The sequence below is a fragment of the Vibrio hangzhouensis genome, from assembly GCF_900107935.1.
GTDB classification, from domain to species: domain Bacteria; phylum Pseudomonadota; class Gammaproteobacteria; order Enterobacterales; family Vibrionaceae; genus Vibrio; species Vibrio hangzhouensis.
Window position 1 is genome coordinate 204,545 of sequence record NZ_FNVG01000004.1, and the last position, 24,453, is coordinate 228,997.

A 24,453-nucleotide genomic window follows, 5' to 3' on the forward strand; every position below is an offset into this window, starting at 1 on the left:
GTTGCATAATACATAAATATAACAAATACTTAACCGAGGCTTTATCGGCCTTTTCTCTGAATTAGCAAGGATGTAATATGTTTCTCGATTATTTTGCATTAGGTCTGCTTGTCTTTGTTGCGCTAGTCATCTTCTACGGGATTATCGTTATCCATGATATCCCTTATGAAATAGCCAAAGAACGAGACCATCCTCATCAGGATGCCATACACGTGGCTGGATGGGTAAGTTTATTTACCCTTCATGCGATTTGGCCGTTTCTCTGGATTTGGGCCACCCTGTGGCGTAACGAACGAGGATGGGGGTTTCATAAATTAGAGGAAGAACAACACGATCTTCACCATCGCCTGGAGCGCCTCGTCAATCAGGTATCCGAATTACAGCAGGAAGTTACCTATCTGAAAGGTCAACAAGCAAACGCTGCTACATCCCCACAGCCAGAGGAGAAGTAATCCATGGATTTATTACTGATACTCACCTACGCCGCGTTATGCATTGCCATTTTTAAAATTTTCAAGATCCCACTTAACAAGTGGACGGTTCCCACCGCAGTGCTGGGTGGTGTTGTGTTGATTGGGACGCTGATACTGCTGATGAATTATAACCACCCGTTCAGTCAAATCGGTGGTCAGTACTATGCGACAACCCCGATTGTTTCGAGTGTACGAGGCAAGGTAGTCGAAGTCGAGGTCGAAGCTAATCAACCAATGCGTAAAGGAGATGTGCTGTTTCGTATCGATCCAGTCCCGTTTGAGGCTGACGTGATTCGCGCCAAAGCAGCGCTTGCCGATGCAGAGCAGGACGTATTGCAACTTGAAAGTGTCTACAAGGCCGCCCAATCTGACACTATTAAAGCGGTAGCAGAGCGGGATAAGGCGGAAAGAGAGTACGATCGTTACCAGAAAGGCTTCAAAAAAGGTGCCTTTACTGCGCAACAAGTAGACACTCGACTGCAGACCTTCAAGGCAAATCAAGCCGCTTTGGAAGCCGCTCAGGCTAAAGAAGAGAGTGCCCGACTCGATTTTGAATCTGAAATCTATGGTGAAAATACCACGGTCGCGCAAAGAAAAGCACAAGTGATACAAGCCGAATTCAACTTACAAGAAACCGTTGTGCGTGCACCCACTGATGGTTATGTGACTCAGCTAGCGCTCAGGCCCGGCATGATGGCAGTGCCGCTGCCACTCGCACCATTAATGACCTTCGTTCACACTGAAGACAATTATTATGTAGGCGCATTCCGGCAAAATTCTTTACAACGTTTACAACCGGGTTTCGAAGCCGAGTTTATGTTTAGAGCTCTACCGGGAAAAGTGTTTAAAGGACGGGTTGTTGAAGTCATGCCTACTATTGCCGAAGGTCAGTTCACGGCCAGCGGTACGCTACGCACAACGCAAAGCTTTAATACAATGGGCAGAGCCTTGGTCAAACTGGAAATTGTAGATGACATGAGTGAGTACCTACTGCCAACGGGTTCAAACGCCGAAATTGCCATTTACTCGGACAGTTTTACCCATGTTTCCATCATGCGTAAAGTGCTCATCAGAATGAAGAGCTGGCAGAATTATCTGTATCTGGATCATTAAGCAGTCAGTTGCACTGAATTCTCGCTTAACTTTTTTAGGACACCATATGGTGTCCTTTTTTTATTAGAAGATTCTGTTACCAGATAGTGAGCCGTGACACAGAAATGAATACCCACAAATTTGTAATGGTTTAATGTGACCCAAGTCGATTACCTTCTAATACTTTAGGGGTAGTTTGTAAGCATGGTATATAAATGACACAAATATTAATAAAACAACATGAATCTACGAAAACGATATATTGTAGTGGTCGCCTGTATTGGTATCGTCATCGGCTGGCTCAGTCTGGGTGGCGTAGCCGCTGTGATGCACAAAACCTCGAGTACTGAATTCTGCCTTTCCTGTCACTCTATGCAGATTCCCTATGAGGAATACCAGGGTTCCATTCATTTTACTAACGCCAAAGGCATCAGGGCAGAATGTGCCGACTGCCATATTCCCACCGATCCCGTTGACTATGTCATCACCAAAATTCGCGCCTCTAAAGACATTTATCATGAATTTATCACCGGAAAAATTGATGATGAAGACAAGTACGAAGCTCATCGTATGGAAATGGCCGAGACGGTTTGGGCACAGCTGCGAGCTAACGACTCAGCAACATGTCGCTCATGTCACTCGTTTGGTGCAATGGATAGTTATGAACAGTCAGAAGATGCGGCCAAAATGCACGAGTACGGCATGGCCAATAATCAAACCTGCATCGACTGTCACAAGGGCGTTGCACACTTTGCGCCTGAGCCCGAGTTAGATAGCGAAGCGTACAACCGCGTACTTGCCCAAACAAAGGCAACACCTATGAACGCAGAAAAGGTCTATTCCGTCGACAAGATAGATATGGGCAACCTTGGCAGCATCAATCCAGCGGTAGAAATGTCGCTGATTAGTCACCAAGACGCTGGACTCACCATTGAACTGAGTGGTTATCAAATGAAAGGGGCAGAGCAGGTCCTCTACATGGGTAAAGGCCAACGTAATATCATTGCCATGCTCAGCGATGCAGGACAGCAAGCCTTGTCTGTGAATGAGTTTGAAGCTGACGAATATGGCAACGAGTGGCGCCAGGCCACGTTGACCGCCGCTATCGATGCGCCTGTTTTGGGCAGCCCTGAACCACTTTGGCAGTACGCAGAGGAACTCGACACTGTTTATTGCTCGACGTGCCACGCGAAGATCCCGGCAAACCACTTCACAGTGAACGCCTGGGGACCGGTAGCCAAAGGAATGGGTGACCGCACCGACATTTCAGCACTTGATTTAGAGATCCTCACCAAATTCTTCCAAAACCACGCGAAAGACGTGGTGGGTCACTAATAAATAATGATAAGGATAAAGATATGACAGATATTACACGTCGCGGATTCCTCAAAGGCTCAAGCGCAGTAGCAGGTGCCTTGGCGTTTACCTCCCTCACCCCTATCTCTGCTGTCGCTGCCTCTAAACGAGGCTCCGGTGTTCTAACAGCTGGCCGCATGGGCCCCATGTTATGTGAAGTCAGTGATGGCAAGCTTATTGCCACTAAGAATGCACTCGCTCAGACGGTACCAAACAGTCTGCAAACTACGGGACCAGACCAGGTTTATACCAAAGCCCGCGTAAAATACCCAATGGTTCGCAAAGGGTATTTGGAGAGCCCAACCGCACCAAAAGGTGAACGGGGTAAGGATGAGTATGTCCGCGTATCCTGGGATGAAGCCTACAAACTGATACACGAACAACACATGCGTATTCGAAAAACACATGGACCTGAATCAGTGTTTGCCGGATCTTATGGTTGGCGTTCATCCGGCGTCCTTCACAAAGCTCAAACGCTTCTTCAACGCTATATGAGTATGGCAGGTGGTTATTCTGGTCATATTGGAGACTACTCCACTGGCGCAGCACAAGTCATCATGCCACACGTGATGGGCTCTATTGAAGTCTATGAGCAACAGACTACTCATCCTATGGTCATGGAAAACAGCGACGTGGTGGTGCTTTGGGGCATGAATCCGCTCAATACGCTCAAGATCGCCTGGAGTTCAACAGATTGCACGGGTCTTGAGTTTTTCCATCAACTTAAAAAATCCGGAAAAACCATTATTGCCATTGACCCGATGCGCTCAGAGACTATCGATTTCTTTGAAGACAAAATCCAATGGATCGCGCCCCGTCCAATGACCGACGTTGCCATGCTAATGGGTATCGCCCATACACTGGTGAAAAACGGCAAACATGATAAGGCTTTTCTCGACAAATACACGACGGGTTACGACAAATTCGAAGCCTACCTGTTGGGTAAAGAAGATGGTGTTGTAAAGAATTCACAATGGGCGGCTGACATTACAGGTATACCTGCAAAACAGATCGAGCTGTTAGCAGACATCTTCAGCTCCAATCGCACTATGCTGATGGCTGGCTGGGGTATCCAACGTCAACAATTTGGTGAGCAAAGACACTGGATGATCGCAACTTTAGCGGCAATGCTTGGACAAATTGGTCTTCCTGGTGGCGGCTTTGGTTTCTCATATCATTATTCCAATGGTGGTAACCCAACTCGTGACGCCGGTGTACTTCCAGCTATTTCAGCCTCAATCGGTGGCGGTTCCTCCGCAGGTAACGATTGGGCGGTATCGGGAGCCGTGAATTCATTCCCGGTTGCTCGCATCGTTGAAGCATTAGAAAACCCTGGCAAGCAATATCAGCATAATGGCCATGAAAAGACCTTCCCGGAAATAAAAATGATCTGGTGGGCAGGTGGCGCGAACTTCACTCACCACCAAGATACAAACCGGCTCATCAAGGCCTGGCAAAAACCCGAGCTTATTGTTATCTCTGAGATCTACTGGACAGCTGCTGCCAAACACGCCGACATCGTATTGCCTATCACGACATCATTTGAACGTAATGATATGACGATGACTGGCGACTACAGTAATCAACACTTGGTACCAATGAAAAAGGTGGTTGAACCTCAGGGTGAAGCACGCAATGACTTTGATGTTTTTGCCGATATGGCAGAAATGATTAAAGCAGGTGGCCGTGATGTCTTTACTGAAGGGAAGTCAGAGATGGACTGGCTGAAAGGCTTCTATGAAGCAGCACAAAAAGGAGGTCGAGCCGCTCGTGTACGCATGCCTAACTTCGGTAAATTCTGGGATGATAATGAACTAATCGAAATGAAGTTCAATAAAAAGGCTGCTCAGTTTGTGCGTCACGCAGACTTCCGAAAAGATCCTGTAATGAACCCATTAGGTACTCCGAGCGGCAAAATTGAAATTTACTCGAAAACCATTGAGGGCTATGGATACGACGACTGTCCTGCTCACCCAACCTGGATCGAACCAACAGAGTTTTTTGGTTCCGCTAAGGACGGTGAACTGCAGCTCATGACCGCACATGCTGCCCATCGACTTCACAGTCAATTTAACTACGCTAAGTTACGTGAAGAATACGCCATTGCGAACCGCGAGCCTATTTCAATCAACAGTGAAGATGCCAAAGCAAGGGGCATTAAAACCGGGGATCTTGTGCGCGCATACAACGACCGCGGCCAAGTTTTGGTTGGCGCTTACGTCACCGATGGTATTAAACAAGGTGCAGTCTGCATTCATGAAGGAGGTTGGCCTGATCTCGACCCAGCAACAGGGATCTGTCGCAATGGGGGAGCCAACGTATTGACCAGCGATATACCCACGTCTCGCCTCGCGAACGGGTGTGCAGCAAACTCATCCTTAGTACGTATCGAAAAATTCACGGAACAAGCCCCTGAGCTCATGGCGTTTACACCACCGAAAAACGCATAGTCTCCACGCGTTTAAGTGAAAGAGCCCGGGTACTAACCCGGGCGCTCTACATTCAAACCAAACGAGTAGCTCTATTCTCATCATTGAACAATTGCTAAAGCTGTTTCTCTATCATTTCCGTGATCTTGTCATCTACCGGAGAGACGCTTGAAGAAAATACACCGACGACACGTCCGTCTTGTCCGATAAGATACTTATAAAAATTCCATTTCGGTACTACGCCGCTTTGTCTGGCAATTTCAGAAAATACCGGATTCGCTTGCGTGCCCTTGACGGAGCTTCTCGCCATCATTGGGAAAGTAACCCCATAGTCCAGATAACAAATTTTGGCGGTGTTCTCTTCACTGCCCCGGTCCTGATTGAAGTCATTGGATGGAAAACCGACAACACTGAAACCTTGTGCTTTGTATCGGTTATGGAGCTGTTCTAATTGCTTGTATTGTCCCGTATAACCGCACTGACTGGCGGTATTCACCACTAGCAGCACCTTTCCACTGTACTCATTACAAAGATCAACCTGTTCGGTTGAGTTCAGTTTTCGTTGAGTGGAATCCAATAGTGCGGGACAGGTTGCGGCCAGAGTTTCCTTCGCCACAAAACCAAACAGTAATCCCAACAAGAGAGCCTTAAACACCATGCCCATCATCCCCCCCCCCTTCGACACTAAGTTGTTTACGGGTAAAAGTAAGCATAGTTCATCGTTAAAGATGCTCAAGATCGACGAATGGCAGTAAAATGGTGCATAAAAATTCAGCCACATAAAGTGGCTGAATTTGAATAGCTTACTAGAGGAACGTCGAAAAGGTGCTTATTGCTTAGTCCATTTACGACGGCAAGACTACATCGTTGCTCTGAATTGTTCTAAGAGTTCACGCTGTTTTTCAGTCAGGTTTGTCGGCGTTTCCACCTGAATTTTCACCAGCAGATCCCCGGTTTCCCCTTTACGGCTAGTGACCCCCTTGCCGGTCATCTTGAATTTACGACCCGTTTGCGTACCAGCCGGGATCTTTAGCTTGAAGCGACTATCTAAAACATTCACTTCCGCCTCTCCGCCAAGAGCCGCCGTCACCATATCGACTCTGGTATTGCATATTAGGTCATTGCCATCACGCTCTAGATATGCGTGAGCACGAGTAGCAATCGATAACAACAAATCACCAGCAGGCCCACCGTTGATACCTGGACCACCTTTACCTGAAAAACGGATTTTCTCACCGTCTTTAATGCCAGCCGGGATCTTAACATTGATTTTTTTCTGCTCCCCGTTTATGGGCAACTCGACAACTTTTTCAGCACCCTGAACGGCATCTACAAAGTCAACAGTTAGAGTGAACTCGTGATCCTGTCCTTTCTGAGCGCGTGTTCGGCCGCGCCCACCGCGTGCCTGTGAGAAAATATCCTCAAAACCACCAAAGCCGCCACCACCAAAGCCGCCACCACGGTGTCTGAAGGCGTCACCAAAGATATCTTCAAATCCACCACCACTGTGGCCGCCATGTCCGCCAAAACCACCGCCTTCAAAGGCCGCATGACCGAACTGGTCATACTGACGACGTTTGTCGCTATCAGTCAGGACTTCATAAGCCTCTTTCACTTCTTTAAAGCTCGCTTCAGCGGCCGTATCTCCCGGGTTCTTATCTGGGTGATACTTCATCGCCAAACGCTTGTAGGCTTTCTTGATCTCTTTTTCTGAGGCTCCCTTGGAGACACCTAGCACGCTGTAATAATCGCGTTTTGACATGCTAAAACCTCACTCAATCTCTTGCTGAAACGGAAAAAAGGGCGTATGAGTTCCCTCTTACGCCCTGAATACCGATAAGTTTATGTATTTGAAAACATAACTCAACTATTTATTGCAATGGTTCGTACATCGCTAGAGCGCCATTCAAAAACAGCTCGACATACAAGTGATGAGGATCCTCTCGAGCTATAGACTCATTTGAGCTTAGCTCACTTTACTTCTTTCGTTGATTACGGTGCTGCCCAGATACGAGCTTAATGAGTACGTGAGTGTCAGTTAGGGGTCACAACGTTACCGTCATGACCCCGCTGGAAACCAAACGTCGTGCTTTGGTCTGGTTGCAGACCCGTGTTGTGCACTTCGTTGGCGGCAGTCAAGCCAGTGCTAATTGTTAATAATTGACGAGTGACCAGACGTTAAACACACAAGTCTTGGAGGAGTGGATTTTTTCAGTATGTCATTTACATGTCATCGAACGCCATTACTTTAGAGAACAACGTCAATCAACTTACCTTCTGTAACGTTCCAGTATCCACCCGTTTTTCTCACTAGGTGACAAACTGTTTGTGATAGAGGATCGAAATTACATAATTTGGTAAATATTTACACTTTATGGTATGGATTGCATAGTTAAGTTCTGCTCTTATATAAGAGAAATCTCGACGTCATCGGGTGTTCAAGCCTAAACCACAGCCCTCATCAAGAAGGGCAGAGCTTACACTCCCCCAAACGTCTTTTGTGCATGTAATAGAAGGAGTTACACAATGCCGAAGGAAAACCAGTATTCCCACATTTCCAGCAACGCTCGACTACGCAATACCACTGCGATGATTCTGGCGGGAGGAAAAGGCACTAGGCTTAAAGAATTGACCTCAAAAGTCGCTAAACCCGCAGTGTCGTTTGGCGGCAAATTCAAGATCATCGATTTTGCCCTATCGAACTGCATCAACTCTGGTATCCGCAAAGTGGGCGTGCTGACTCAGTATATGGCTCAAGATCTGATACACCACATCCAGTCTGGGTGGCAGTCTTCGTATTCCGCACTCGGAGAAGGCGTACACATTATCCCTGCTCAGCAACGTATCGGTGAAAACTGGTATCGTGGCACCGCGGACGCAATCTATCAGAACCTCGATTTGATCAAACGTCATGATCAAACCGAACGCATCCTGATACTTGGTGGTGACCATATCTACAAAATGGATTACTCACGCATGATCAACTTCCATGTGGAGAGTGGCGCCGATGTGACGGTCGCCTGTATTCAAAAGCCGATTGAGCAAGCCTCCGAGTTTGGCGTGATGGGACTTAATGATCAGGGTGACATCATTAACTTTGTTGAAAAGCCGCAGAATCCGACCCCCATGCCAAACGACGACTCAAAGGCACTGATTTCGATGGGGATATATATCTTCAATGTTGATATCCTCGACGCAGAGCTGCGTCAGGCACTCAACAACCCGGATTATAAACATGATTTCGGCCACAACATTATCCCGAGCCTGATAGGTCGTAAAAACCTTAAAGGTTATGTGTTTACTGAACGTGGTCATCCCGGAGCAAACGGCTATTGGCGTGATGTTGGCCATGTCGATGAGTATTATGCCGCTTCAATGGATCTCTTGGCGCCGACCCCGGAACTTGATCTTTATGACGCAAGTTGGCCTATCATGACCAATCAGGTCCAGCGTCCTGGCGTGAAGTTCTTGTTCAATGATCCTAGCCGTCGTGGCTTTGCGGTAGATTCCGTGCTATGTGCAGGCGCCATCATTTCAGGTGGGCAGGTCATTCACAGTCTGATTTCTTCCGACGTGCGCGTCGAAGACTTCTCTGAAGTTAAAGACAGCATCTTATTACCAAGTGCAAGCGTCGGTCAGAACTGTAAACTAAACAAAGTCATCGTCGGTGAAAACTGTCACATCCCGAATGGAACTATCATCGGATACGACACAGAGCAAGACCGCAAACTGTATACGGTGACCGAGAACGGCGTGGTATTGGTCACACAAGACATGTTTGCTCGCGCAGAGCAAGCCCAGCAACAAGCGAAAGCAGGCGATGCTACACCAGCCTAATCTCGGTTGGCACGGATAAGCCACTCACAGCATAAAAAAGCCGTCATTGTCTTAAAAGAGAATGACGGCTTGTTGTCTCAGAGAACCAATTGGTCTTTACGAGTAGTTTAGCTGAGTGTGACTTCTATTTCACCATAGTGCCTGACCCTGTTTAGCCAGGATTCAATCACCTCATCATCAGGCATCTCTGCATCAACCATATAGTCCGTGCCGATTTCTGATGCTTTGCCCCTTCCGAAATTGTGGTAGGGCAACACTTCCACCTTTTGAATATTGTCCATTGTCTGCGCTAGCATCGCAATTGCCGCGAAATGAGCATCGGAGACATTGTAGCCGGGAATCATAGGGCAACGTAGAATCACTGATGCGTTGATTTCGTTAAGTGCCCGAAGGTTGGTATCTACCAAGCGGCGAGTCATACCCGTTAGGGCTTTATGAAGCTCGTCTCCGGTGGCTTTATAATCAAATAAGAACAGGTCAACGTACGGCGCTATCGTCCGATAATGCTCGGCTTTCGAAGCACCATTTGTTTCGATGCACACATGAACACCATTGGCTTTGCACATTTTGGCCAACGCTAAACAGAACTCGAATTGCTTAAGCGCTTCTCCACCAGAAAGCGTAATGCCGCCGCCTGACTTATCGAAATACACTTTATCTTTAATGACCTCGACAAAAACCTGTTCTACCGTCATCTCTTTCCCGTAGATCTTGAGTGCATCTTGCATACAAGTATCGACGCACTGACCACAGGTTTGGCAAGCGTCAAAATCTACCTTGTGGTTACCTTCAGCATCAAAACTGTGCACACCATTAGGACATACTTGCTCGCAACGACGACAACCAACACATTTCTCCGCGTTAAACGCGAGCTGTTTCTGAGAGCTTAATGATTCAGGGTTGTGGCACCACACACATTTCATTTGGCAACCTTTCATAAACACTGCCGTTCTGACACCAGGACCGTCATTAACACTGAACTTCTGAATGTCGAATACCACACCCGCTGTTAATGGTTGAGCGGAGGATGTTTGAGAAATGGAGTCTTTGATGAGCATATGCTGCCTCGTCACTGTCGCAAGAAAAAAGGGCGAACCTAAACTGCCGTGTTCGCCCAATTGGAGGTGTTTAGTCGTTAAGCGTACGATTCAGTATTTCTAGCTGCACGTCTTTATCTAAATTGACAAACTTGGCGCTGAATCCACCGACTCGAACCACAAGATTCGGATATTTTTCTGGATTGTGGTAAGCGTCTTCCAGTTCGCCTTTACCAACCACACTCACCATGATCTGCGGTCCACCTTGCTCAAAGTAGCCATCAAGCAGCGCCTCAACAATCATGCGTTTATTCTGGTACATGTTTTTGCTGAACTTCATATTTTGCACCGAGCCCGCATGAACCTCGGCTTTCAATTTTGCCAGCGAGTTTAGCATCGCCGTTGGTCCGTTCTTATCAGCACCACTTTGCGGATTATTGGCGTTACTCATGTAGACACCAGTGTGACGTCCATCTGCCGAGGCACTGGTTGCTCGTCCCCACTCCGTGTTAACCTGGTTATTGATGATGACGACTAAGTAGCTGTCCAGACCCACTTTTGCGGCGGAATCTTTAATGCCGTTGCAAATGTACTCGTGCATTTCCACGGCAATATCATCAACATACGCATCATCATTACCAAACTTAGGTGCATTGACCAGGTCGTATTTCATACGGTCATAACCATCAAAGTTGACGCGCAGTGCTTGGATAAGCTCGCTATAACTGTATTTTTTGTCCTCAAAGATGACTTTTTTGATTGCCGCTAAAGAATCGTAAGCGTTGGTATTGCCGTACGTTTCGTTAGTACCACCAAGCTTATACACACCACCATCCAGTAGAGCTTTGCTGCGGCCAATACAGTCATCCGTCAAAATACTGGTAAATAGGAAACCCACTTCCTGATTCATCACTTGATAAGAGAATGCTTGAGCTTTCGAGGTCAGTTCAATATAGAAATCCAGCAGGTCTTTGTAGTTTTTAACCACATCATCAAAGCTTGTGACCTGCTCGGGTTGTAATAACGTGGTACCACCACTCTTGTTTTGACCGTCCCAGAAATCCGTGCCACCTGTCAGCGCAATGTTGAGAATTTTGAGGATGTTGATACAGGTATTCGGGGTTCCAACACTTTTTCCGGATAAAACAAACTCACCGCAACCAAATGGCACATAATGCTGCGCATCCTGCTCGGAAATCTGCATCGAGTTCATCACGGCAGGAACGTTCACATCATCATTATAAAGAATCGGGTATGTCAGACCTTCGCCAATCGCTTCCAGGGCATCTTGGTAAACATCTTGATTCATCCCTTTATAAATTCGAAGAGTAAACTGAGGTTCAGTGTCTTTGTTCTCGCGAACTGCTTGAATCGCTAATTTACAGTAAACATCCGCCGCCTCCGGGTTGCGTCGTCCGACACCTCCAACCACCACACGGCCGTTAACCGTGGTTTTACGAGCTTCGATAAGTCGGTAGTGGGAGCGAATGTAGTTAATGGCCTGACGTTCTGTGATTCGGCCGGACTCAAGATCTGCCACCAGCAAATCACCCAGATAATCATCCATGCGTCCAAAGTTCACCACGCCCGAACACAAGCTATATAGCCACGTTAGTTGAATGCCCTGCAGGAAGGTTGTGGGTTTATTGCTACGAATAGCATTGAGCGCATCGATCAAATCATTCATTTGATGTTTTCGCGTCAGGTCTGTAGTGACTTCAAGCTCTTTTGCACACAGTTTGATATGGTGATCAATGACCTGCTCAACAATATTAAAGCAACCCAAGAAGGATTCATGCAGCGCAATGGCTTTTGTATCGTCACAAGCGCGGGCAGAATCGAGCTTGTCACCAATTAGGCGGCGCATACCAACGATACCATTATCAATCAGCTTATTGTAATCAAGGTACATGCCGCTAAGACGCGCTGTGGCAATAGCAGGATAGTTTACGTCTACAAACTTGCCCAACGTCGTCTCTGTCAAGGTCTGGCGAAAATAGATAGAGCGTGTATCCCTCTCCCTCCAGTATTCCAACAAAGCATCGATTCTCGCATGGTCTTGCTGGTCAAGTTCTGCTTTCAACGCTTCCAACTTATCAAAGTTGCAGTAGTGGCCGACCCCTCCTACTGATGTCACGCTACCAAACCCAATAGGTAAGGCGTCAAGCCGTCCTACTACACAATCATCCGCTTCGATCTGGCGAAATAGCGTTGGATATAACTGCGACAAACAGGCCACTTCACGTTTGTAGATATTCTGTTCACTTCGGTGAGCGTCTGTATACGACTCCATAATATCTAACTGAAGGCTGACTGGCTTTTCACAGGGGATTTTCTTATTAACGTCGACTTGGCTTGGATTATTTTCGATCTTGGATGACATGGTAGGGCTCCTCTTATCTTTATGAGGTAACCTTAAAACCACACCTAAAATATGTAAATACAAATATTATCAAAATTTGAAAAATGATGATCTTGATCATGCATCAAGAAATGTTACTGATAGCTTTGTTTTGGCATAAGCTTTTCTGTTAACATCGTGACCATACAAAGGCTCTCGCCTCAAATTCGGCACCGAAATATGTGCTAACAGGTAGTTTTGGGAGCCATTTTTTTAACTATTTGTAAAGCTGTATTGGATGTCATGAAGTACATTGAAGTTTATCAAGCCATCAAAGCGGACATTGTGGGAGGCCAGTTTCCAGCCTGGTCTCAACTTGAAGGGGAGCATGCTTTATCGAATAAGTTTGGTGTCAGTCGCCCTACCCTTCGCAAAGCAATAGAGAAGCTGAAACAAGAGTCGTTTGTCCACTCCCGACAAGGGTCCGGCATTTTTGTTAATCCGCCTGAGTTCTATCAGGATAACAATCTCACCAGTATTTCTGAGCGGATAAACAAGGACACCGACCTGAAAAGCATCGTATTGGAATTCGGACGTGTTCTTGCGGAAGAGTCACTGGCAGAGCGCTTCAGGCTTAAAGTTGGAAGTAGTCTGTACCACTTTAAACGAATGCGCATTATTAATGGTGAACCGGCCATACTAGAGGAAACCTGGATGCCCGAAAGTCTGTTCCCGAACTTCACCGAAGCCCATTGTGAACAGTCCGTGTTGACCTATATTGAGCAGGAGGCCGGTCACAATATCAGCCACGATGCGAAAACCATCTCAGGCAAAACACTCAGCGAAAAAGAGGCTTTCCTGCTGCGAGTGGAGCCTGGCCACCTGTGCCTTTCAATTCAGCATAATGTCTATTTGCTTCACTCCGTACTGGCACAGTTCACCATTGAAACCCTTGCCTCCAATGAGTTGACAACAGTGTCTATCCGATAGTTTTACTTGTCGCCCCGCAACAAGTGGGGCGCATTCTCAGTCCAAGACTGCCCGCTGAATCAGACCATTTGCGATTACAAATAAATTCGTGATCCTGACCACTTTTTCATCTCTAATATTCGTTATCCACTTCACAGATCACCACAATTCGTATTATCCACACAGAAAATAATGATTTAGATCAACCTTAATTTACAAACCCATCACTAAGATTAATCTAAATTTGTAAATACATAAATTCAAAATCCCTACTAAAAAGAGATCTACATTATGATGAAAGAGATCCTGAATGCGCAGCTAATCAAACTTGATTTAGCAGCAACCGACAAGGATGCGGTATTCAATGAATTAGCAGATGTGCTAGTCAGTGCCGGAAAAGTATCTGACAAACAACAATTTGTGAAAGACGTCTGGGCACGCGAAGAAACCGGTAACACAGGTTTTGAAGATGGCATTGCACTGCCACACGCCAAGAGCGCTTCTGTTGTTGCCCCAGCGATTGCCGTTGGTATCAGCAAACAGGGCATCGAATACGGCGCGGAAGACGGCCAACCTTCTAATATCTTCTTTATGATTGCTTCGCCTGAAAAAGCAAGCAACTTCCATGTCGAAGTCCTTGCTAAGCTGTCCTCGAAAATTGTAGAGCCAACGTTTTTAGAGAATCTTCGTGGCGCGACCTCCAGCGAAGAGGCACTGGCTCTGCTAGTTGCTGAAGACAAGACATCGCAACCAGCAATGGCCGCCACCAAAGGCTTTATTATTGGTGTAACAGGCTGTCCGGTAGGGGTTGCACACACCTACTTGGCAGCAGAAGGTATTGAGAATGCGGCAGCCGAAATGGGGTACGAGTGCAAAGTAGAGACCAACGGCTCTGTCGGTGTCAAAAACATCCCGACTGAAGAAGAAATTGCCCGTGCTGACGCCATCGTTGTCGCTTGTGATAAACAAGTTGACCTTAACCGCTTTAAAGGCAAACGTGTTATTATCACTGGCGTCAAGAAAGCTATCAAAGATGCCGATAAGTTGATTGAACAAGCTCTCGCGGCGCCTCTCTATACTGGTGATGGTAAATCTACCGCGAGCCAGGCAACAACCAGTCCTGGTGGCTCAGGCAAAGACCTTTATAAATACCTAATGAATGGTGTATCTCACATGATCCCATTTGTGGTCGTCGGCGGTATTTTGATTGCGATTTCCCTAGCTATCGGCGGAGAACCAACACCGGGTGGTCTTGCTATTCCTGAGGGTAGCTTGTGGAACAAGATTCTTGATGTCGGTGTAGTCGGCTTCACTCTAATGATTCCGGTTCTAGCCGGTTATATTGCTTACGCCATCGCCGACCGTCCGGGGCTTGCGCCTGGTCTCATTGGTGGCTGGATTGCCAACAACGGTTCATTCTATGACGCTGATGCTGGTACAGGCTTTATTGGTGCCATCATTGCTGGTCTGTTGGTGGGTTACTTCGTGAAATGGATTGTCAGCTTCAATTACTCGAAGATGATTCAACCTCTGGTGCCTATTATGATCGCACCAATCGCTGGCTCACTCTTTATTGCCGCTGTGTTCATTTTCATCATCGGTGCCCCAATCGCAGGCATCATGGAAACCATGAACAATGTGCTGGCTAACCTATCAACAGGTAATGTTATCATCATTGGCCTCGTTATCGGTCTGATGCAAGGTTTCGACATGGGCGGTCCATTCGGTAAGGTTGCTTTCCTGTTCAGTGTTGGTCTGATTGCCGAAGGCCAAACTCAGTTTATGGGCGCTCAGGCAGCGGCTATCCCCGTAGCTCCGTTAGGTATGGCGTTAGCTGCCTTCATTGGCAGCCGCATGAAACTGTTTGAATCTGAGGAAGTTGAGAATGCAAAAGCCGCAACTGCAATGGGTATGGTTGGTATCTCAGAAGGCGCGATTCCATTTGCAGCTCGTGACCCGTTTGCCGTCATTCCTGCCAACATGATTGGTTCAGCAGTTGCGAGTGTGCTTGGCTTTACCTTTGGTCTGACTTGTAACGTTGCACACGGTGGTCCAATTGTGGTTCTACTGGGCGCTTTCAATAAACCGGTACTTGCACTGGTTGCAATGGCGATTGGTGTCGTAACAACGGCGGCTGTCGCAATTACGCTTAAGAAGATTCGCCATAACAAAGCGCAAAAACAACAAGCGGCTCAATTGGCGATTAACTAGATCTTGCCCCCGAATAATAAGCAAAAAGCCAGAGGAAATTCCTCTGGCTTCCTGTTAAAACTTGTATCCTACCGAAACACTGCCTTGTGTCTGGTCCTTCATAATACCTCGATTTCTGAATGGTGCTCGTTCCACTCGTGTATCAACATAGATCCCCAGCGCCGTGTTCATTCTTAGACCAATGGCTCCCGTCACCGCAGAGCTTTCCAGCGTTTCGGAACCCAGCGTATCTATGTTATCTGATGGCATCGTATTACTGATATGACTGACTTTAAAGTCTCCACCTTGAGTGGCAATCCCAACCGCCACATAAGGTTTCAAATCTATCGCCCCCAGATCGAACGCGTAACCGACTTCCGCTTCAATACCTGCTCGCCACCCATTCACTTCCGCTTCAGCGGCGCCTACTACTGGTGGCAAAACTTGCCCCATGTATGGTTCTGCTAAATCATACGCGTATTCACCGTTGGTTTTCCCTTTCAGTCCTTGGACATAGCCGTTAATAGAGAAAATTCGGTTAACATCGTAACCAAGTTCCAATCTCGGCTGAGCACCTAAATTGCCGATTTCTGTTGCTTGCCCCATGGTCGCTCCGGCACCCATACGAAAACCTGAATATTTAGTATCCGCAATGGCCACTGACGACATACCCGCAACACAAACTAGCAATAGCGCTTTTTTCATTTTACTCACCTCTAAGTTAATTCGTTTTTGATAACACAGTTTTTTCTAACCCCTTAACCCCGCACTAAGGCGGGGGGAAGGATTGAGGTGTTCATCTATCACTAGGTGCAGGCTTGAAAATACGTTTAAGCTTAACTCTAATTAGGTTCACCAATGGCTTTCCTAGAATGGCAATCGAGCCAAATAGAATCACCTCGTTGATGGCAAAGCCAATACCCACTATCGAAACTGTGTCTTCGGTCGGCCAGCCCATGGCCGCACCCATTGTTCCCAAACCGGCTGGCACAGCAAACATCCCGATGTTGGTGAGAACAAAGGCAACCATGGCTACCTTCTTCAAAGGGGTATCAACCAATGCTTTCAGGTTCATATCTTGTTGGTTGGACATATTCACCTCAACTATTTAACCGAGTTATCTTTAGTCGCAATTCGCTCGTAGATGCGCTCTTCCCAGCCTCCAATGTCGCCCAAATGCTTAGTTTCTGGCTGAATACCGGTGTCATACACACTGACATACACCGGGTTGGGCTGTGCTTCTGGATAAGGCAACGCCTGGTCTGCGTATGGGCAGTTACTCACAACCACATAGATATCTTTCTCGGCGTAAAACTCACAGCCGACCCCATCATCAACCGAAGGTGTGGGTGCCAGAACACAGCGAGTAATGCCATTATCGTCTTGAGTGAATTTGTTGGGCTGAAACATGTTTACATCATTGCGGTCAGCAAAGGTTTGCACCACCTGACGACGCAGCGTTTCATTCTCGATAGCCGCAATTGCCGGAACTCTATTGAAACCTTGGATAAAGTTTTCCTGGCAACTGTTGACGTTACCTTCTTCGCCATAACACATATGTAACCATTCAGGGCAGCAGTGAGCGGCAAAGAAAATGTGACTGAAATCTTCGTCCATTTTTTCATATGGGAATTCATCTTCAACAAGCGTAACGATTTTTTCCATGTAGCGGCTTTGCGACCAGACTGCGCTGTACAATCTTTGATTTAGACCTTCAACAGCACTGGTATTCAGGTGGTCACCGTATTGCTCTAGATCCGGAGTTACAAAGTGGACATCGATGATTTGAGTACGGTTGTTATGCAGGCTTGGACGCTGTTCAAAACGAATAACTTGCCCTGCTTTGACGAAGAACGCATTGCCAGTATGAGGCAGAAGCACATCGTCATACACATGTTGACGGGTACCGTTGGATTTGGTGCCACGTACATCTTCATAGAAAGCGATATTTGGTGAGACTTTTCGCTCGTAGGTTTTTACCGGGTCGATGTCTTCGTTGTATACAGATTTGATGTCAGTTGTCATGGTCTTTACCTTCTTTATCTGAATAAAGCGCATCCATTCCAATTTGTCGTCAAAACGTTCGTTGCCGTTCTCCCCTCTGACACCGCTTATATTAGTCATATTTTCTTAAATACAAATTCAGTAAACTTTAAGAAATATTGACAGTTCGAGCGATATCTGAAACCTCGACACATCAAGTTGCAAAGCTTCTTAATTGGCCTAACATTAAATATTATCTACAGAATTATTATAAAAGGTGTGAGTTTTACTGATATGTTGACTGTTAATCTGCTCCAGCTTCAGGCGTTCGTCGTCGCAGCCGAAACCGGTTCATTTTCTGCTGCCGCCAGAAAGATGAAAAAAACCCATTCAGCGATTAGCATGACGATCTCCAATCTGGAGCTGGATGTGAACCAAGACCTATTTGACCGCTCCACCCGTAACCCGACGCTTACTCAGGCGGGACAGGTTTTGTTAAAAGAAGCAAAACTGATCTTGGCGCAATGCGAACATTTCGAGCGTCTGGCCAACGAATTGGAACCGGAAGAAGAGACTGAATTCACTCTGGCGCTGGACAGTGTCTACAGTGTGCCCTTTGAAAAAGAGATTCTGACCCTGCTGGCAGATCAATTTCCAAGACTCAAGCTAAAGCTGATAGAGAAGCCCTCTTCGGAAGTGATTGCGGCAGTGATCAAAGAAGAGGCTCAAATCGGTTTCACGCTATTAGAACAGCCCATTTTCAGTAATTTGGGCGCAATTTCACTCCCTCCAGCAGAACTGCTTTATATTGCCAGTCCTGATCATCCTCTTGCGGCACTTGAAACCGTCGCACTGGTTGACCTTCAGCGTTATCGTCAGGCCTACCTTTCTCATCAGACACACGCCTCAGACAATACAATATCCCCCAATACATGGGAGTGTGAATCCATCTCGGCAGCCAAAACCGCGATTGGCTATGGCCTGTGTTGGGGCATGGCGGTTGAACCCTTTATTCGTCCGCAAATCGAGTCGGGACAGATCGTCAGATTGAATGTAGAGTCATCGCTTCGTAAAGAAATCCCTGCTGCTCTTATCTGGAAGGTAGGGAAAGAATCAGGCAAAGTGCATAACGCGATTAGAGCGCTCTATAGTCAGACCTCTAGCGCAAAAAACTGAACTGAGACGTTATATGATATAATTGAACGATCGTTCAATTATGTTGCGGTGTACATCGAATCAAGATAGGATTTTTCTATCAGCCCTATTCTAACGAAGCAACAGAGCTTCCAATCAGCGCATTAGGAGATGCTATGAGTAACGAATATACCCCTCCAAAAGTATGGACTCATGATAGTAGCAGTGGTGGCCAGTGGGCCAGCATCAACCGACCAGACTCCGGCGCGCGGCACGAGCAAGAGTTACCTGTTGGTGAACACGACCTTCAACTTTACTCCCTGGCGACACCCAATGGGCAAAAGGTCACCATTATGCTGGAGGAACTGCTAGCTCTGGGGAAAACTGCAGCGGAATATGACGCCTACACTATTAATATTGGTGACGGTGACCAGTTCGGATCAGGGTTTGTTGACATCAATCCTAACTCCAAAATCCCGGCACTGCTCGATCGTTCAGGCGATGCTCCAGTTCGCGTGTTTGAGTCTGGGCATATCTTGCTCTATCTGGCAGAAAAATTTGATGCCCTGCTTCCAACAGAGAGTGCCAAACGAGTAGAAGCGATCAACTGGCTATTTTGGCTACAGGGTTCAGCCCCTTATCTTGGCGGTGGGTTCGGACACTTTTACGCCTATGCGCCAGAAAAATTTGAGTACCCCATCAATCGTTTCGCAATGGAAACTAAGCGACAGCTTCATCTTCTGGACTCACGTCTGGCAGACAATGACTTCTTGGGTGGTGATGAGTACAGTATCGCCGATATCGCAACCTGGCCGTGGTATGGAAACCTGGTACTTGGTAACGTCTACAACGCTGCAGAATTTCTCGACGTAGAGAGCTATCCAAATTTATTGCGCTGGGCAAAAGCGATTGAAGCTCGCCCTGCAGTGCAACGTGGTCGCATCGTCAATCGTACCTGGGGCGAAGACTGGGAAGTACTTCAAGAGCGCCATAGCGCCTCTGATATTGATGCCGTATTGGCAAAACAACCAAAATAGTAAGAGTGCTCATACAATGATGGCGAGTCATATGCTCGCCATTGTCAGTTAAGGCAATCAGCAAAATCAAAAGTAAACCCTAAACCCAGCGCGCGCTTCCAGTTCAATATCAAATTGATCTAGATACACCGCAGGAGTCACGTCCACATAAAAACCCACTGGTTTCACCCTGAACTCAGCACCAATTCCAGGGGTAACGGCAATGTAATGGTGATTGCGATCCACGTAATGGCCGCCAATAAAGAAATAGAGCGGGGTATTCTGAATACCATAAATCTTGTTTACGCCGAAACCCATTCGATCATCCAAGCTGACATTGAATCGGAGATCGTTGTGTTTAATATCCACACCCCAATAAGGGTCTCCCACAAACAAACCTATACCGGTGTCTGCTTTCACTATGCCTGACAAGCCCAGCCCTAACGCCAGAATTAAGCCCAATACCTTGTTCATCGTCTTTCCACTACTGTATAAAAAATGACGACAATAAAACCTTAATATCAATACAAGGTCATGCGCTTATTGATTTAACCAATGAATTGCAATACTGGGCAGCAATTATCCAGATTTAACCCAAAGGTAACCCTGCAGACATAACTGCTCACAATTACTTCCCGGTTGTATGAAACACCGCTCTGCGTTCAGAGCAGCGGAAGATCCTGAGCCAGGATCACCAAATGCGTGACAGTGTCACCTATAATTGGCATCACACTGCCTCAGAAACAGCCTTCATCCTTGTGCAAACAAGGATATTTCAAAGCACATAGTTATCTAAAATAAAGATCAAGTATCGTATCGTAACGAAAGGATCACTTGACCAACTTGGAGACGTAGGGAATGTTTCTCAGCTTATCTTGCCAAGGCAGCCCATAGCCAACTAATAGGTCATCATTGTCCATTTCGTAGGCATAATACTGCGGTACAGGGAGATCGACACGACCAGGTTTGACGAACAGCGTCGCGATTGAAAGTGACTTAACCTTATAGTGCTCTTGTATATGAGCGACGAGCCTTTTCATGGTTCCACCAGACTCGATGGCATCATCGATCATAATGACATCTTTACCATTTAAGGGGATGTTTTCATGGTAGACAATTCTGGACTGATTATGGCTAACCCCTGGAGTATGAGGACAAGATATATAGTCCATTTTAATATCGAACTTTAACTCACGGACCAAGTCAGCCGTAAATAAAATGCCGCCGGGAACAACAGTAATCACCACCGCATCACTAAACTGGTTATTGAGCTTTTCGGCCACAGTTTCAACACCTGCTCGAATCTGCGCCTCATTCAGAACCCGTTCACCAATATGTTCAGATTTCATCTTCTTTCCCTTTGTCCAATTGGTCAAATATCACCTTGTTTCGTAGCCCATCACGAGCACTGTATTCGGGCAAAGCCTTCATATTGACTAAAGCCAACCAGATCGAAATTACTGAGAGTTAACCGCCGACCTGAGCAATTGCTGCTATTTTCAAACGCACATGTTCTAGAACGGGTATGGGTAACCTATCTTTATTAAAGTGGCGCCCCAAATCATACGCCATGTTTTCCAATGGTGCCCTGTCGTACCCAAATTCATTAATTTCACGTACATACCTTTCAAGGAAACCGACGCCGCCTAATAGCTGCCACTGAATAGTGTGCATGAGTTCATGGATATGAATTTCTAAATCTGATTGATGCTGCGGCTTAATGAAGTACATGTTTTTGTATGTAATTGCGCCACAATCCATGTCCAGAAAGTCTCCCAGCCCTAGCCCCCTTAGACCTTCGATATCGGGTTTAGGTATTTTCTCCGTTACTACATATCGACACTGAGCCAAATACTCAGGCGAGTAGTAGCCTGCAAAGACTTGCTCAAACTCAGAGCAAGGAAGCGACTGCCATTCATATTTCTGAATGGTTTCATCAATCCAACGATCAAACTCTTTAATTGGCATAGAGTCTCCAAAAATGACGTTCCATAAAAGCGAGCAACGCGACCACCTACCGAATCCATTGCACCTAAAACACAAAACCCAACGGGAAGGCAAAAATGCCAGGCGTTGGGTATCAGTCTAAACGGCTTCGTTATATCTTTGAACTTAAAAGGAATTCTCCCATTGCTTTGTATCAACAAACCAACGTTCTTCGTAGATTTTTTCACCCGTAAACTTAAATAGAACGGACAATTGAGAATATGAAACCTTATCCGACTTCCATTCCACAATTGAAACCACTTCATCTACACCTTCCAGGTTCCGTAAATCTGTAATCTCGAATCCAGGAGGAAAGAGCTCTCCCAAATTTTCCAGCGCGGCTCGAAAAGCATACCTTCCTTCCAGTACATCGCCTTGACCCGGCATGATAAAGAACATATCCGATGTATAGTCAGCGACCAAAGCATCAAAATCCCCAGCCCCAACCGCTTCCCAACCTCTTTGAACGATATTAGCCAAACTCATGACATTTCCTCCAACACCCAACCACACCAATAACTATAGGCGTTATTTGTAGTCGAATGCTGATTTCAATTGCTGCTGTCTTTGGTCTTCTTTGAATTAAAAGTAAAAGTCCTTCCCTACAACAAGCAAAAACAATAGTAATATCACGGCATAGCGAAAATACTTCAATCTACCTCCTTGCAGATTACGCCGTCTTAAGGCGTGTAGTACCATGCGTCAAACTTACGCGAAGATAAACCTGCACACGTTACGGAGTCGCTCTTAAACACCTTGTATGCCTCTGAATCTGTATGCAAAGCAAACACTGAAGCATAATACCTTACTAACGGGCGACAACGCTATGCCACCCAAGTTGAATATTGAGCTATAAACGCGGAGCTCAAATTGCGAGTGAATTCGCCAAGCATTAGGAGTCGTTGCTAAGCAATTAGTTATGTGAAATTCAATTCGTCGAAGAAAGAGCTACCTTAATACCAAACGCTACCAATACAACTCCCATGGTTTTTTCCACGTATGCCTGAATAGATAAAAATGCTTTTCTTATATATGTTCGATTTAAAAACAGAGCGACCAATGAAAACCAAATCAAACAAGTTAATGAGACTATAGCTCCGTAAGTTATTTGGATTTCCAGAGGGGTCGAAGTACTCACGAGTTGAGTAAACAGGCTGACAAAGAAAAGTGTAGCTTTTGGGTTCAGTGCATTGTTAAGAAAGCCCATTTGAAAAGATTTCAATGCACTTATTCTGTCACGTTGGTCAGTATTAGGAAGGTCGATATCACTACCTTTACTCTTGATACAGCAATAGCCAAGATAGAATAGATAAAAAGCACCGAGGTATTTTACGATAGAAAAAAGCAAAATTGACTTTGAAAGCAAAATACCAATGCCAGCCAAGGTGTAGCCAATATGTATCCATACTGCACTTGCAACGCCTAAAGCGGTATATATACCTGAACGAGCCGAGTAAACAAGGCTGTTTCGGACCACTACAATAAAATCAGGTCCTGGGGTAACTATGGTCAAGATAGTTATAGTAATGACGGCTAGCAGCTCTGAGAGATATTGTGTTAATAGTAACTCCATTCAAGAAATCCTGAGTAAAATTCAATCAATCTCAAGTGTGCACTAAATTGAATAACAATGCACCTATTTCACATAGCGTTCGATCCAGTGGTGAGTGACGCCCAACGGAATTTAATTTAACCACCGTAAACACACAATCCAAAATTAACGTCAATAGTGCCGAGCGTTACGAATCAACTCGAAGCGTTTGTTAGGTGCGGAGCAATTTTGACATATAGTACTCATCCACATATTGGCAATCGATTTTTAATGAATTTCGTTTTGTTCCTTCAACTTCAAACCCTTGAGAAAGATAAAGATTATATGCTCTCTCATTGTGACACATAACTGTCAGCTCAAGCCTTGAAAAATGATGTTCTATAGCCCAAGCTTCAAGCTTTCCTAACAATTGTTTGCCGTAACCTTTCCCTGATACTGACTGCTTGATACCCATCACGCAATACATCGAATGACGGTTCCGGTTTGTAGAATTCCCGATACCAGCGCTAAAACCGTGGACTCCTAGCTCATCGGCAAGAACGAACATTGACTTAATATTGCTTTCAGAAAATGTTTCAAGGATCTTCACCTGTTGCTCTAGAGTTGTTTTCCTTTCACCTTCCTCAAACAACATAAACTTCGTTTCAGTATCAAGTTGAAACATCAACTCCAGAATAGATTCAGCGTCACTAACTTGTGCTTCCCTGACTTTCACAATAACTACCTTTTGCTCCGAGCCCCTAACGCTAAGTTGAGTTGCAACTAACACAACCACAATACTCAACCTGACTACCGTAAATACTAAACTCAACCAAACCGAAAATGCCACGCGTTAGCTGTCAAATTAAACGCCTTGTTGTGCCTTTTAATTCGTATATTAAGCAAACGCTATTTATTGTTTTCCTTACCCTGTAAATACTCTTCGTACTTTCGAGAAACCCATTGATGAATATGAAGCCCAGTCTTACGAACAAGATACCAATCTATAGCAGCCAAAATAACAAAACCAATAATAGTTCCCATTAGGTACCCTCCATAAACATCGGTGTGTAACTCTA

The 24,453-nt window shown here is 45.9% G+C and carries 24 protein-coding genes; 10 read left to right on the forward strand and 14 right to left on the reverse strand.

Features of this window, described 5'->3' with window-relative positions; translation table 11 throughout:
• Window positions 1–77 precede the first annotated feature (77 nt).
• From C4S60_RS06125 to C4S60_RS06140, 4 genes are all read left to right on the forward strand, one after another.
• Entirely contained in the window at window positions 78–452 is a 375-nt protein-coding gene (locus tag C4S60_RS06125) for a DUF3302 domain-containing protein (protein WP_103879453.1), read from the forward strand.
• Window positions 453–455: 3 nt separating this feature from the next.
• Window positions 456–1,586, forward strand: coding sequence for an HlyD family secretion protein (locus tag C4S60_RS06130; protein WP_103879454.1), 1,131 nt, complete (start codon window positions 456–458; stop codon window positions 1,584–1,586).
• 219 nt (window positions 1,587–1,805) lie between these two features.
• On the forward strand, window positions 1,806–2,900 hold the full coding sequence (locus C4S60_RS06135; protein ID WP_103879455.1) for a NapC/NirT family cytochrome c: 1,095 nt from the start codon (window positions 1,806–1,808) through the stop codon (window positions 2,898–2,900).
• 23 nt (window positions 2,901–2,923) lie between these two features.
• Window positions 2,924–5,371: a molybdopterin guanine dinucleotide-containing S/N-oxide reductase gene (locus C4S60_RS06140; protein ID WP_103879456.1), complete on the forward strand. Its 2,448-nt coding sequence runs from the start codon at window positions 2,924–2,926 to the stop codon at window positions 5,369–5,371.
• A 94-nt stretch (window positions 5,372–5,465) separates the two neighbouring features.
• Here C4S60_RS06140 and C4S60_RS06145 read toward each other — a convergent pair whose 3' ends face one another.
• Window positions 5,466–6,017 carry a glutathione peroxidase gene (locus tag C4S60_RS06145; protein WP_167390957.1) on the reverse strand — a complete coding sequence of 184 codons (552 nt, stop codon included), beginning with the start codon at window positions 6,015–6,017 and terminating at the stop codon, window positions 5,466–5,468.
• 192 nt (window positions 6,018–6,209) lie between these two features.
• Window positions 6,210–7,112, reverse strand: a complete 903-nt coding sequence (locus C4S60_RS06150; RefSeq protein WP_103879457.1) for a DnaJ C-terminal domain-containing protein — start codon at window positions 7,110–7,112, stop codon at window positions 6,210–6,212.
• 269 nt (window positions 7,113–7,381) lie between these two features.
• Here C4S60_RS06150 and C4S60_RS23855 point away from each other — a divergent pair, with 269 nt between their 5' ends.
• Together C4S60_RS23855 and glgC are read left to right on the forward strand one after the other, a co-directional pair.
• Complete coding sequence (locus C4S60_RS23855; protein ID WP_279626936.1) at window positions 7,382–7,507, forward strand: hypothetical protein; 126 nt, start codon at window positions 7,382–7,384, stop codon at window positions 7,505–7,507.
• A gap of 369 nt (window positions 7,508–7,876) precedes the next feature.
• Complete coding sequence (glgC, locus tag C4S60_RS06155; protein WP_103879458.1) at window positions 7,877–9,187, forward strand: glucose-1-phosphate adenylyltransferase; 1,311 nt, start codon at window positions 7,877–7,879, stop codon at window positions 9,185–9,187.
• A gap of 107 nt (window positions 9,188–9,294) precedes the next feature.
• Here glgC and C4S60_RS06160 read toward each other — a convergent pair whose 3' ends face one another.
• Window positions 9,295–10,245, reverse strand: a complete 951-nt coding sequence (locus C4S60_RS06160) for a glycyl-radical enzyme activating protein (protein WP_103879459.1) — start codon at window positions 10,243–10,245, stop codon at window positions 9,295–9,297.
• Between the two features lie 70 nt (window positions 10,246–10,315).
• Complete coding sequence (locus tag C4S60_RS06165) at window positions 10,316–12,607, reverse strand: pyruvate formate lyase family protein (RefSeq protein WP_103879460.1); 2,292 nt, start codon at window positions 12,605–12,607, stop codon at window positions 10,316–10,318.
• A gap of 261 nt (window positions 12,608–12,868) precedes the next feature.
• On the opposite strand from C4S60_RS06165, the gene C4S60_RS06170 reads away from it, so the two are divergent.
• A complete protein-coding gene (locus C4S60_RS06170) occupies window positions 12,869–13,555 on the forward strand; it encodes a GntR family transcriptional regulator (protein WP_103879461.1) in 687 nt (228 codons plus the stop codon).
• Window positions 13,556–13,825: 270 nt separating this feature from the next.
• A complete protein-coding gene (locus C4S60_RS06175) occupies window positions 13,826–15,745 on the forward strand; it encodes a PTS fructose transporter subunit IIABC (RefSeq protein WP_103879462.1) in 1,920 nt (639 codons plus the stop codon).
• Between the two features lie 54 nt (window positions 15,746–15,799).
• Here C4S60_RS06175 and C4S60_RS06180 read toward each other — a convergent pair whose 3' ends face one another.
• The 3 genes from C4S60_RS06180 to C4S60_RS06190 form a co-directional block, all read right to left on the reverse strand.
• Entirely contained in the window at window positions 15,800–16,429 is a 630-nt protein-coding gene (locus C4S60_RS06180) for an outer membrane beta-barrel protein (RefSeq protein ID WP_103879463.1), read from the reverse strand.
• A 91-nt stretch (window positions 16,430–16,520) separates the two neighbouring features.
• Complete coding sequence (locus C4S60_RS06185; protein ID WP_103879464.1) at window positions 16,521–16,817, reverse strand: hypothetical protein; 297 nt, start codon at window positions 16,815–16,817, stop codon at window positions 16,521–16,523.
• A gap of 11 nt (window positions 16,818–16,828) precedes the next feature.
• Window positions 16,829–17,848, reverse strand: a complete 1,020-nt coding sequence (locus tag C4S60_RS06190) for a DUF1989 domain-containing protein (RefSeq protein WP_244183029.1) — start codon at window positions 17,846–17,848, stop codon at window positions 16,829–16,831.
• A 153-nt stretch (window positions 17,849–18,001) separates the two neighbouring features.
• On the opposite strand from C4S60_RS06190, the gene C4S60_RS06195 reads away from it, so the two are divergent.
• Window positions 18,002–18,883: a LysR family transcriptional regulator gene (locus C4S60_RS06195; RefSeq protein ID WP_103879465.1), complete on the forward strand. Its 882-nt coding sequence runs from the start codon at window positions 18,002–18,004 to the stop codon at window positions 18,881–18,883.
• Window positions 18,884–19,017: 134 nt separating this feature from the next.
• Window positions 19,018–19,878: a glutathione-dependent disulfide-bond oxidoreductase gene (gene yghU / locus C4S60_RS06200; protein ID WP_103879466.1), complete on the forward strand. Its 861-nt coding sequence runs from the start codon at window positions 19,018–19,020 to the stop codon at window positions 19,876–19,878.
• 66 nt (window positions 19,879–19,944) lie between these two features.
• Here the strand turns inward: yghU and C4S60_RS06205 are convergent, their stop codons facing one another.
• The 7 genes from C4S60_RS06205 to C4S60_RS23860 all read right to left on the reverse strand — a co-directional run bounded on the left by C4S60_RS06205 (window position 19,945) and on the right by C4S60_RS23860 (window position 24,418).
• Window positions 19,945–20,331, reverse strand: a complete 387-nt coding sequence (locus C4S60_RS06205; RefSeq protein WP_103879467.1) for a hypothetical protein — start codon at window positions 20,329–20,331, stop codon at window positions 19,945–19,947.
• Between the two features lie 356 nt (window positions 20,332–20,687).
• A complete protein-coding gene (locus C4S60_RS06210) occupies window positions 20,688–21,206 on the reverse strand; it encodes a phosphoribosyltransferase (protein WP_103879468.1) in 519 nt (172 codons plus the stop codon).
• A 118-nt stretch (window positions 21,207–21,324) separates the two neighbouring features.
• Window positions 21,325–21,825: a hypothetical protein gene (locus C4S60_RS06215; protein ID WP_103879469.1), complete on the reverse strand. Its 501-nt coding sequence runs from the start codon at window positions 21,823–21,825 to the stop codon at window positions 21,325–21,327.
• Window positions 21,826–21,969: 144 nt separating this feature from the next.
• Window positions 21,970–22,329, reverse strand: a complete 360-nt coding sequence (locus C4S60_RS06220) for a nuclear transport factor 2 family protein (protein ID WP_103879470.1) — start codon at window positions 22,327–22,329, stop codon at window positions 21,970–21,972.
• Window positions 22,330–22,771: 442 nt separating this feature from the next.
• The gene (locus C4S60_RS06225) at window positions 22,772–23,416 is read right to left on the reverse strand and encodes a LysE family translocator (protein ID WP_103879471.1); all 645 of its coding nucleotides are present in this window, start codon (window positions 23,414–23,416) and stop codon (window positions 22,772–22,774) included.
• 190 nt (window positions 23,417–23,606) lie between these two features.
• Window positions 23,607–24,110: a GNAT family N-acetyltransferase gene (locus tag C4S60_RS06230; protein ID WP_244183030.1), complete on the reverse strand. Its 504-nt coding sequence runs from the start codon at window positions 24,108–24,110 to the stop codon at window positions 23,607–23,609.
• Window positions 24,111–24,283: 173 nt separating this feature from the next.
• Window positions 24,284–24,418, reverse strand: coding sequence for a hypothetical protein (locus tag C4S60_RS23860; protein ID WP_279626937.1), 135 nt, complete (start codon window positions 24,416–24,418; stop codon window positions 24,284–24,286).
• Window positions 24,419–24,453 lie beyond the last annotated feature (35 nt).

Excerpts from the sequence above, each read along its gene's own strand:
- C4S60_RS06170 (WP_103879461.1), top strand. The coding sequence starts at position 12,869 with ATGAAGTACATTGAAGTTTATCAAGCCATCAAAGCGGACATTGTGGGA.
- yghU (WP_103879466.1), top strand. The coding sequence starts at position 19,018 with ATGAGTAACGAATATACCCCTCCAAAAGTATGGACTCATGATAGTAGC.
- C4S60_RS06135 (WP_103879455.1), top strand. The coding sequence starts at position 1,806 with ATGAATCTACGAAAACGATATATTGTAGTGGTCGCCTGTATTGGTATC.
- C4S60_RS06225 (WP_103879471.1), bottom strand. The coding sequence starts at position 23,416 with ATGGAGTTACTATTAACACAATATCTCTCAGAGCTGCTAGCCGTCATT.
- C4S60_RS06215 (WP_103879469.1), bottom strand. The coding sequence starts at position 21,825 with ATGCCAATTAAAGAGTTTGATCGTTGGATTGATGAAACCATTCAGAAA.
- C4S60_RS06220 (WP_103879470.1), bottom strand. The coding sequence starts at position 22,329 with ATGAGTTTGGCTAATATCGTTCAAAGAGGTTGGGAAGCGGTTGGGGCT.
- C4S60_RS06190 (WP_244183029.1), bottom strand. The coding sequence starts at position 17,848 with ATGACTAATATAAGCGGTGTCAGAGGGGAGAACGGCAACGAACGTTTT.
- C4S60_RS06140 (WP_103879456.1), top strand. The coding sequence starts at position 2,924 with ATGACAGATATTACACGTCGCGGATTCCTCAAAGGCTCAAGCGCAGTA.
- C4S60_RS06185 (WP_103879464.1), bottom strand. The coding sequence starts at position 16,817 with ATGTCCAACCAACAAGATATGAACCTGAAAGCATTGGTTGATACCCCT.
- C4S60_RS06160 (WP_103879459.1), bottom strand. The coding sequence starts at position 10,245 with ATGCTCATCAAAGACTCCATTTCTCAAACATCCTCCGCTCAACCATTA.
- C4S60_RS06195 (WP_103879465.1), top strand. The coding sequence starts at position 18,002 with ATGTTGACTGTTAATCTGCTCCAGCTTCAGGCGTTCGTCGTCGCAGCC.
- C4S60_RS06175 (WP_103879462.1), top strand. The coding sequence starts at position 13,826 with ATGATGAAAGAGATCCTGAATGCGCAGCTAATCAAACTTGATTTAGCA.
- glgC (WP_103879458.1), top strand. The coding sequence starts at position 7,877 with ATGCCGAAGGAAAACCAGTATTCCCACATTTCCAGCAACGCTCGACTA.
- C4S60_RS06150 (WP_103879457.1), bottom strand. The coding sequence starts at position 7,112 with ATGTCAAAACGCGATTATTACAGCGTGCTAGGTGTCTCCAAGGGAGCC.
- C4S60_RS06130 (WP_103879454.1), top strand. The coding sequence starts at position 456 with ATGGATTTATTACTGATACTCACCTACGCCGCGTTATGCATTGCCATT.
- C4S60_RS06165 (WP_103879460.1), bottom strand. The coding sequence starts at position 12,607 with ATGTCATCCAAGATCGAAAATAATCCAAGCCAAGTCGACGTTAATAAG.
- C4S60_RS23860 (WP_279626937.1), bottom strand. The coding sequence starts at position 24,418 with ATGGGAACTATTATTGGTTTTGTTATTTTGGCTGCTATAGATTGGTAT.
- C4S60_RS06205 (WP_103879467.1), bottom strand. The coding sequence starts at position 20,331 with ATGAACAAGGTATTGGGCTTAATTCTGGCGTTAGGGCTGGGCTTGTCA.
- C4S60_RS06125 (WP_103879453.1), top strand. The coding sequence starts at position 78 with ATGTTTCTCGATTATTTTGCATTAGGTCTGCTTGTCTTTGTTGCGCTA.
- C4S60_RS06145 (WP_167390957.1), bottom strand. The coding sequence starts at position 6,017 with ATGATGGGCATGGTGTTTAAGGCTCTCTTGTTGGGATTACTGTTTGGT.
- C4S60_RS06180 (WP_103879463.1), bottom strand. The coding sequence starts at position 16,429 with ATGAAAAAAGCGCTATTGCTAGTTTGTGTTGCGGGTATGTCGTCAGTG.
- C4S60_RS06210 (WP_103879468.1), bottom strand. The coding sequence starts at position 21,206 with ATGAAATCTGAACATATTGGTGAACGGGTTCTGAATGAGGCGCAGATT.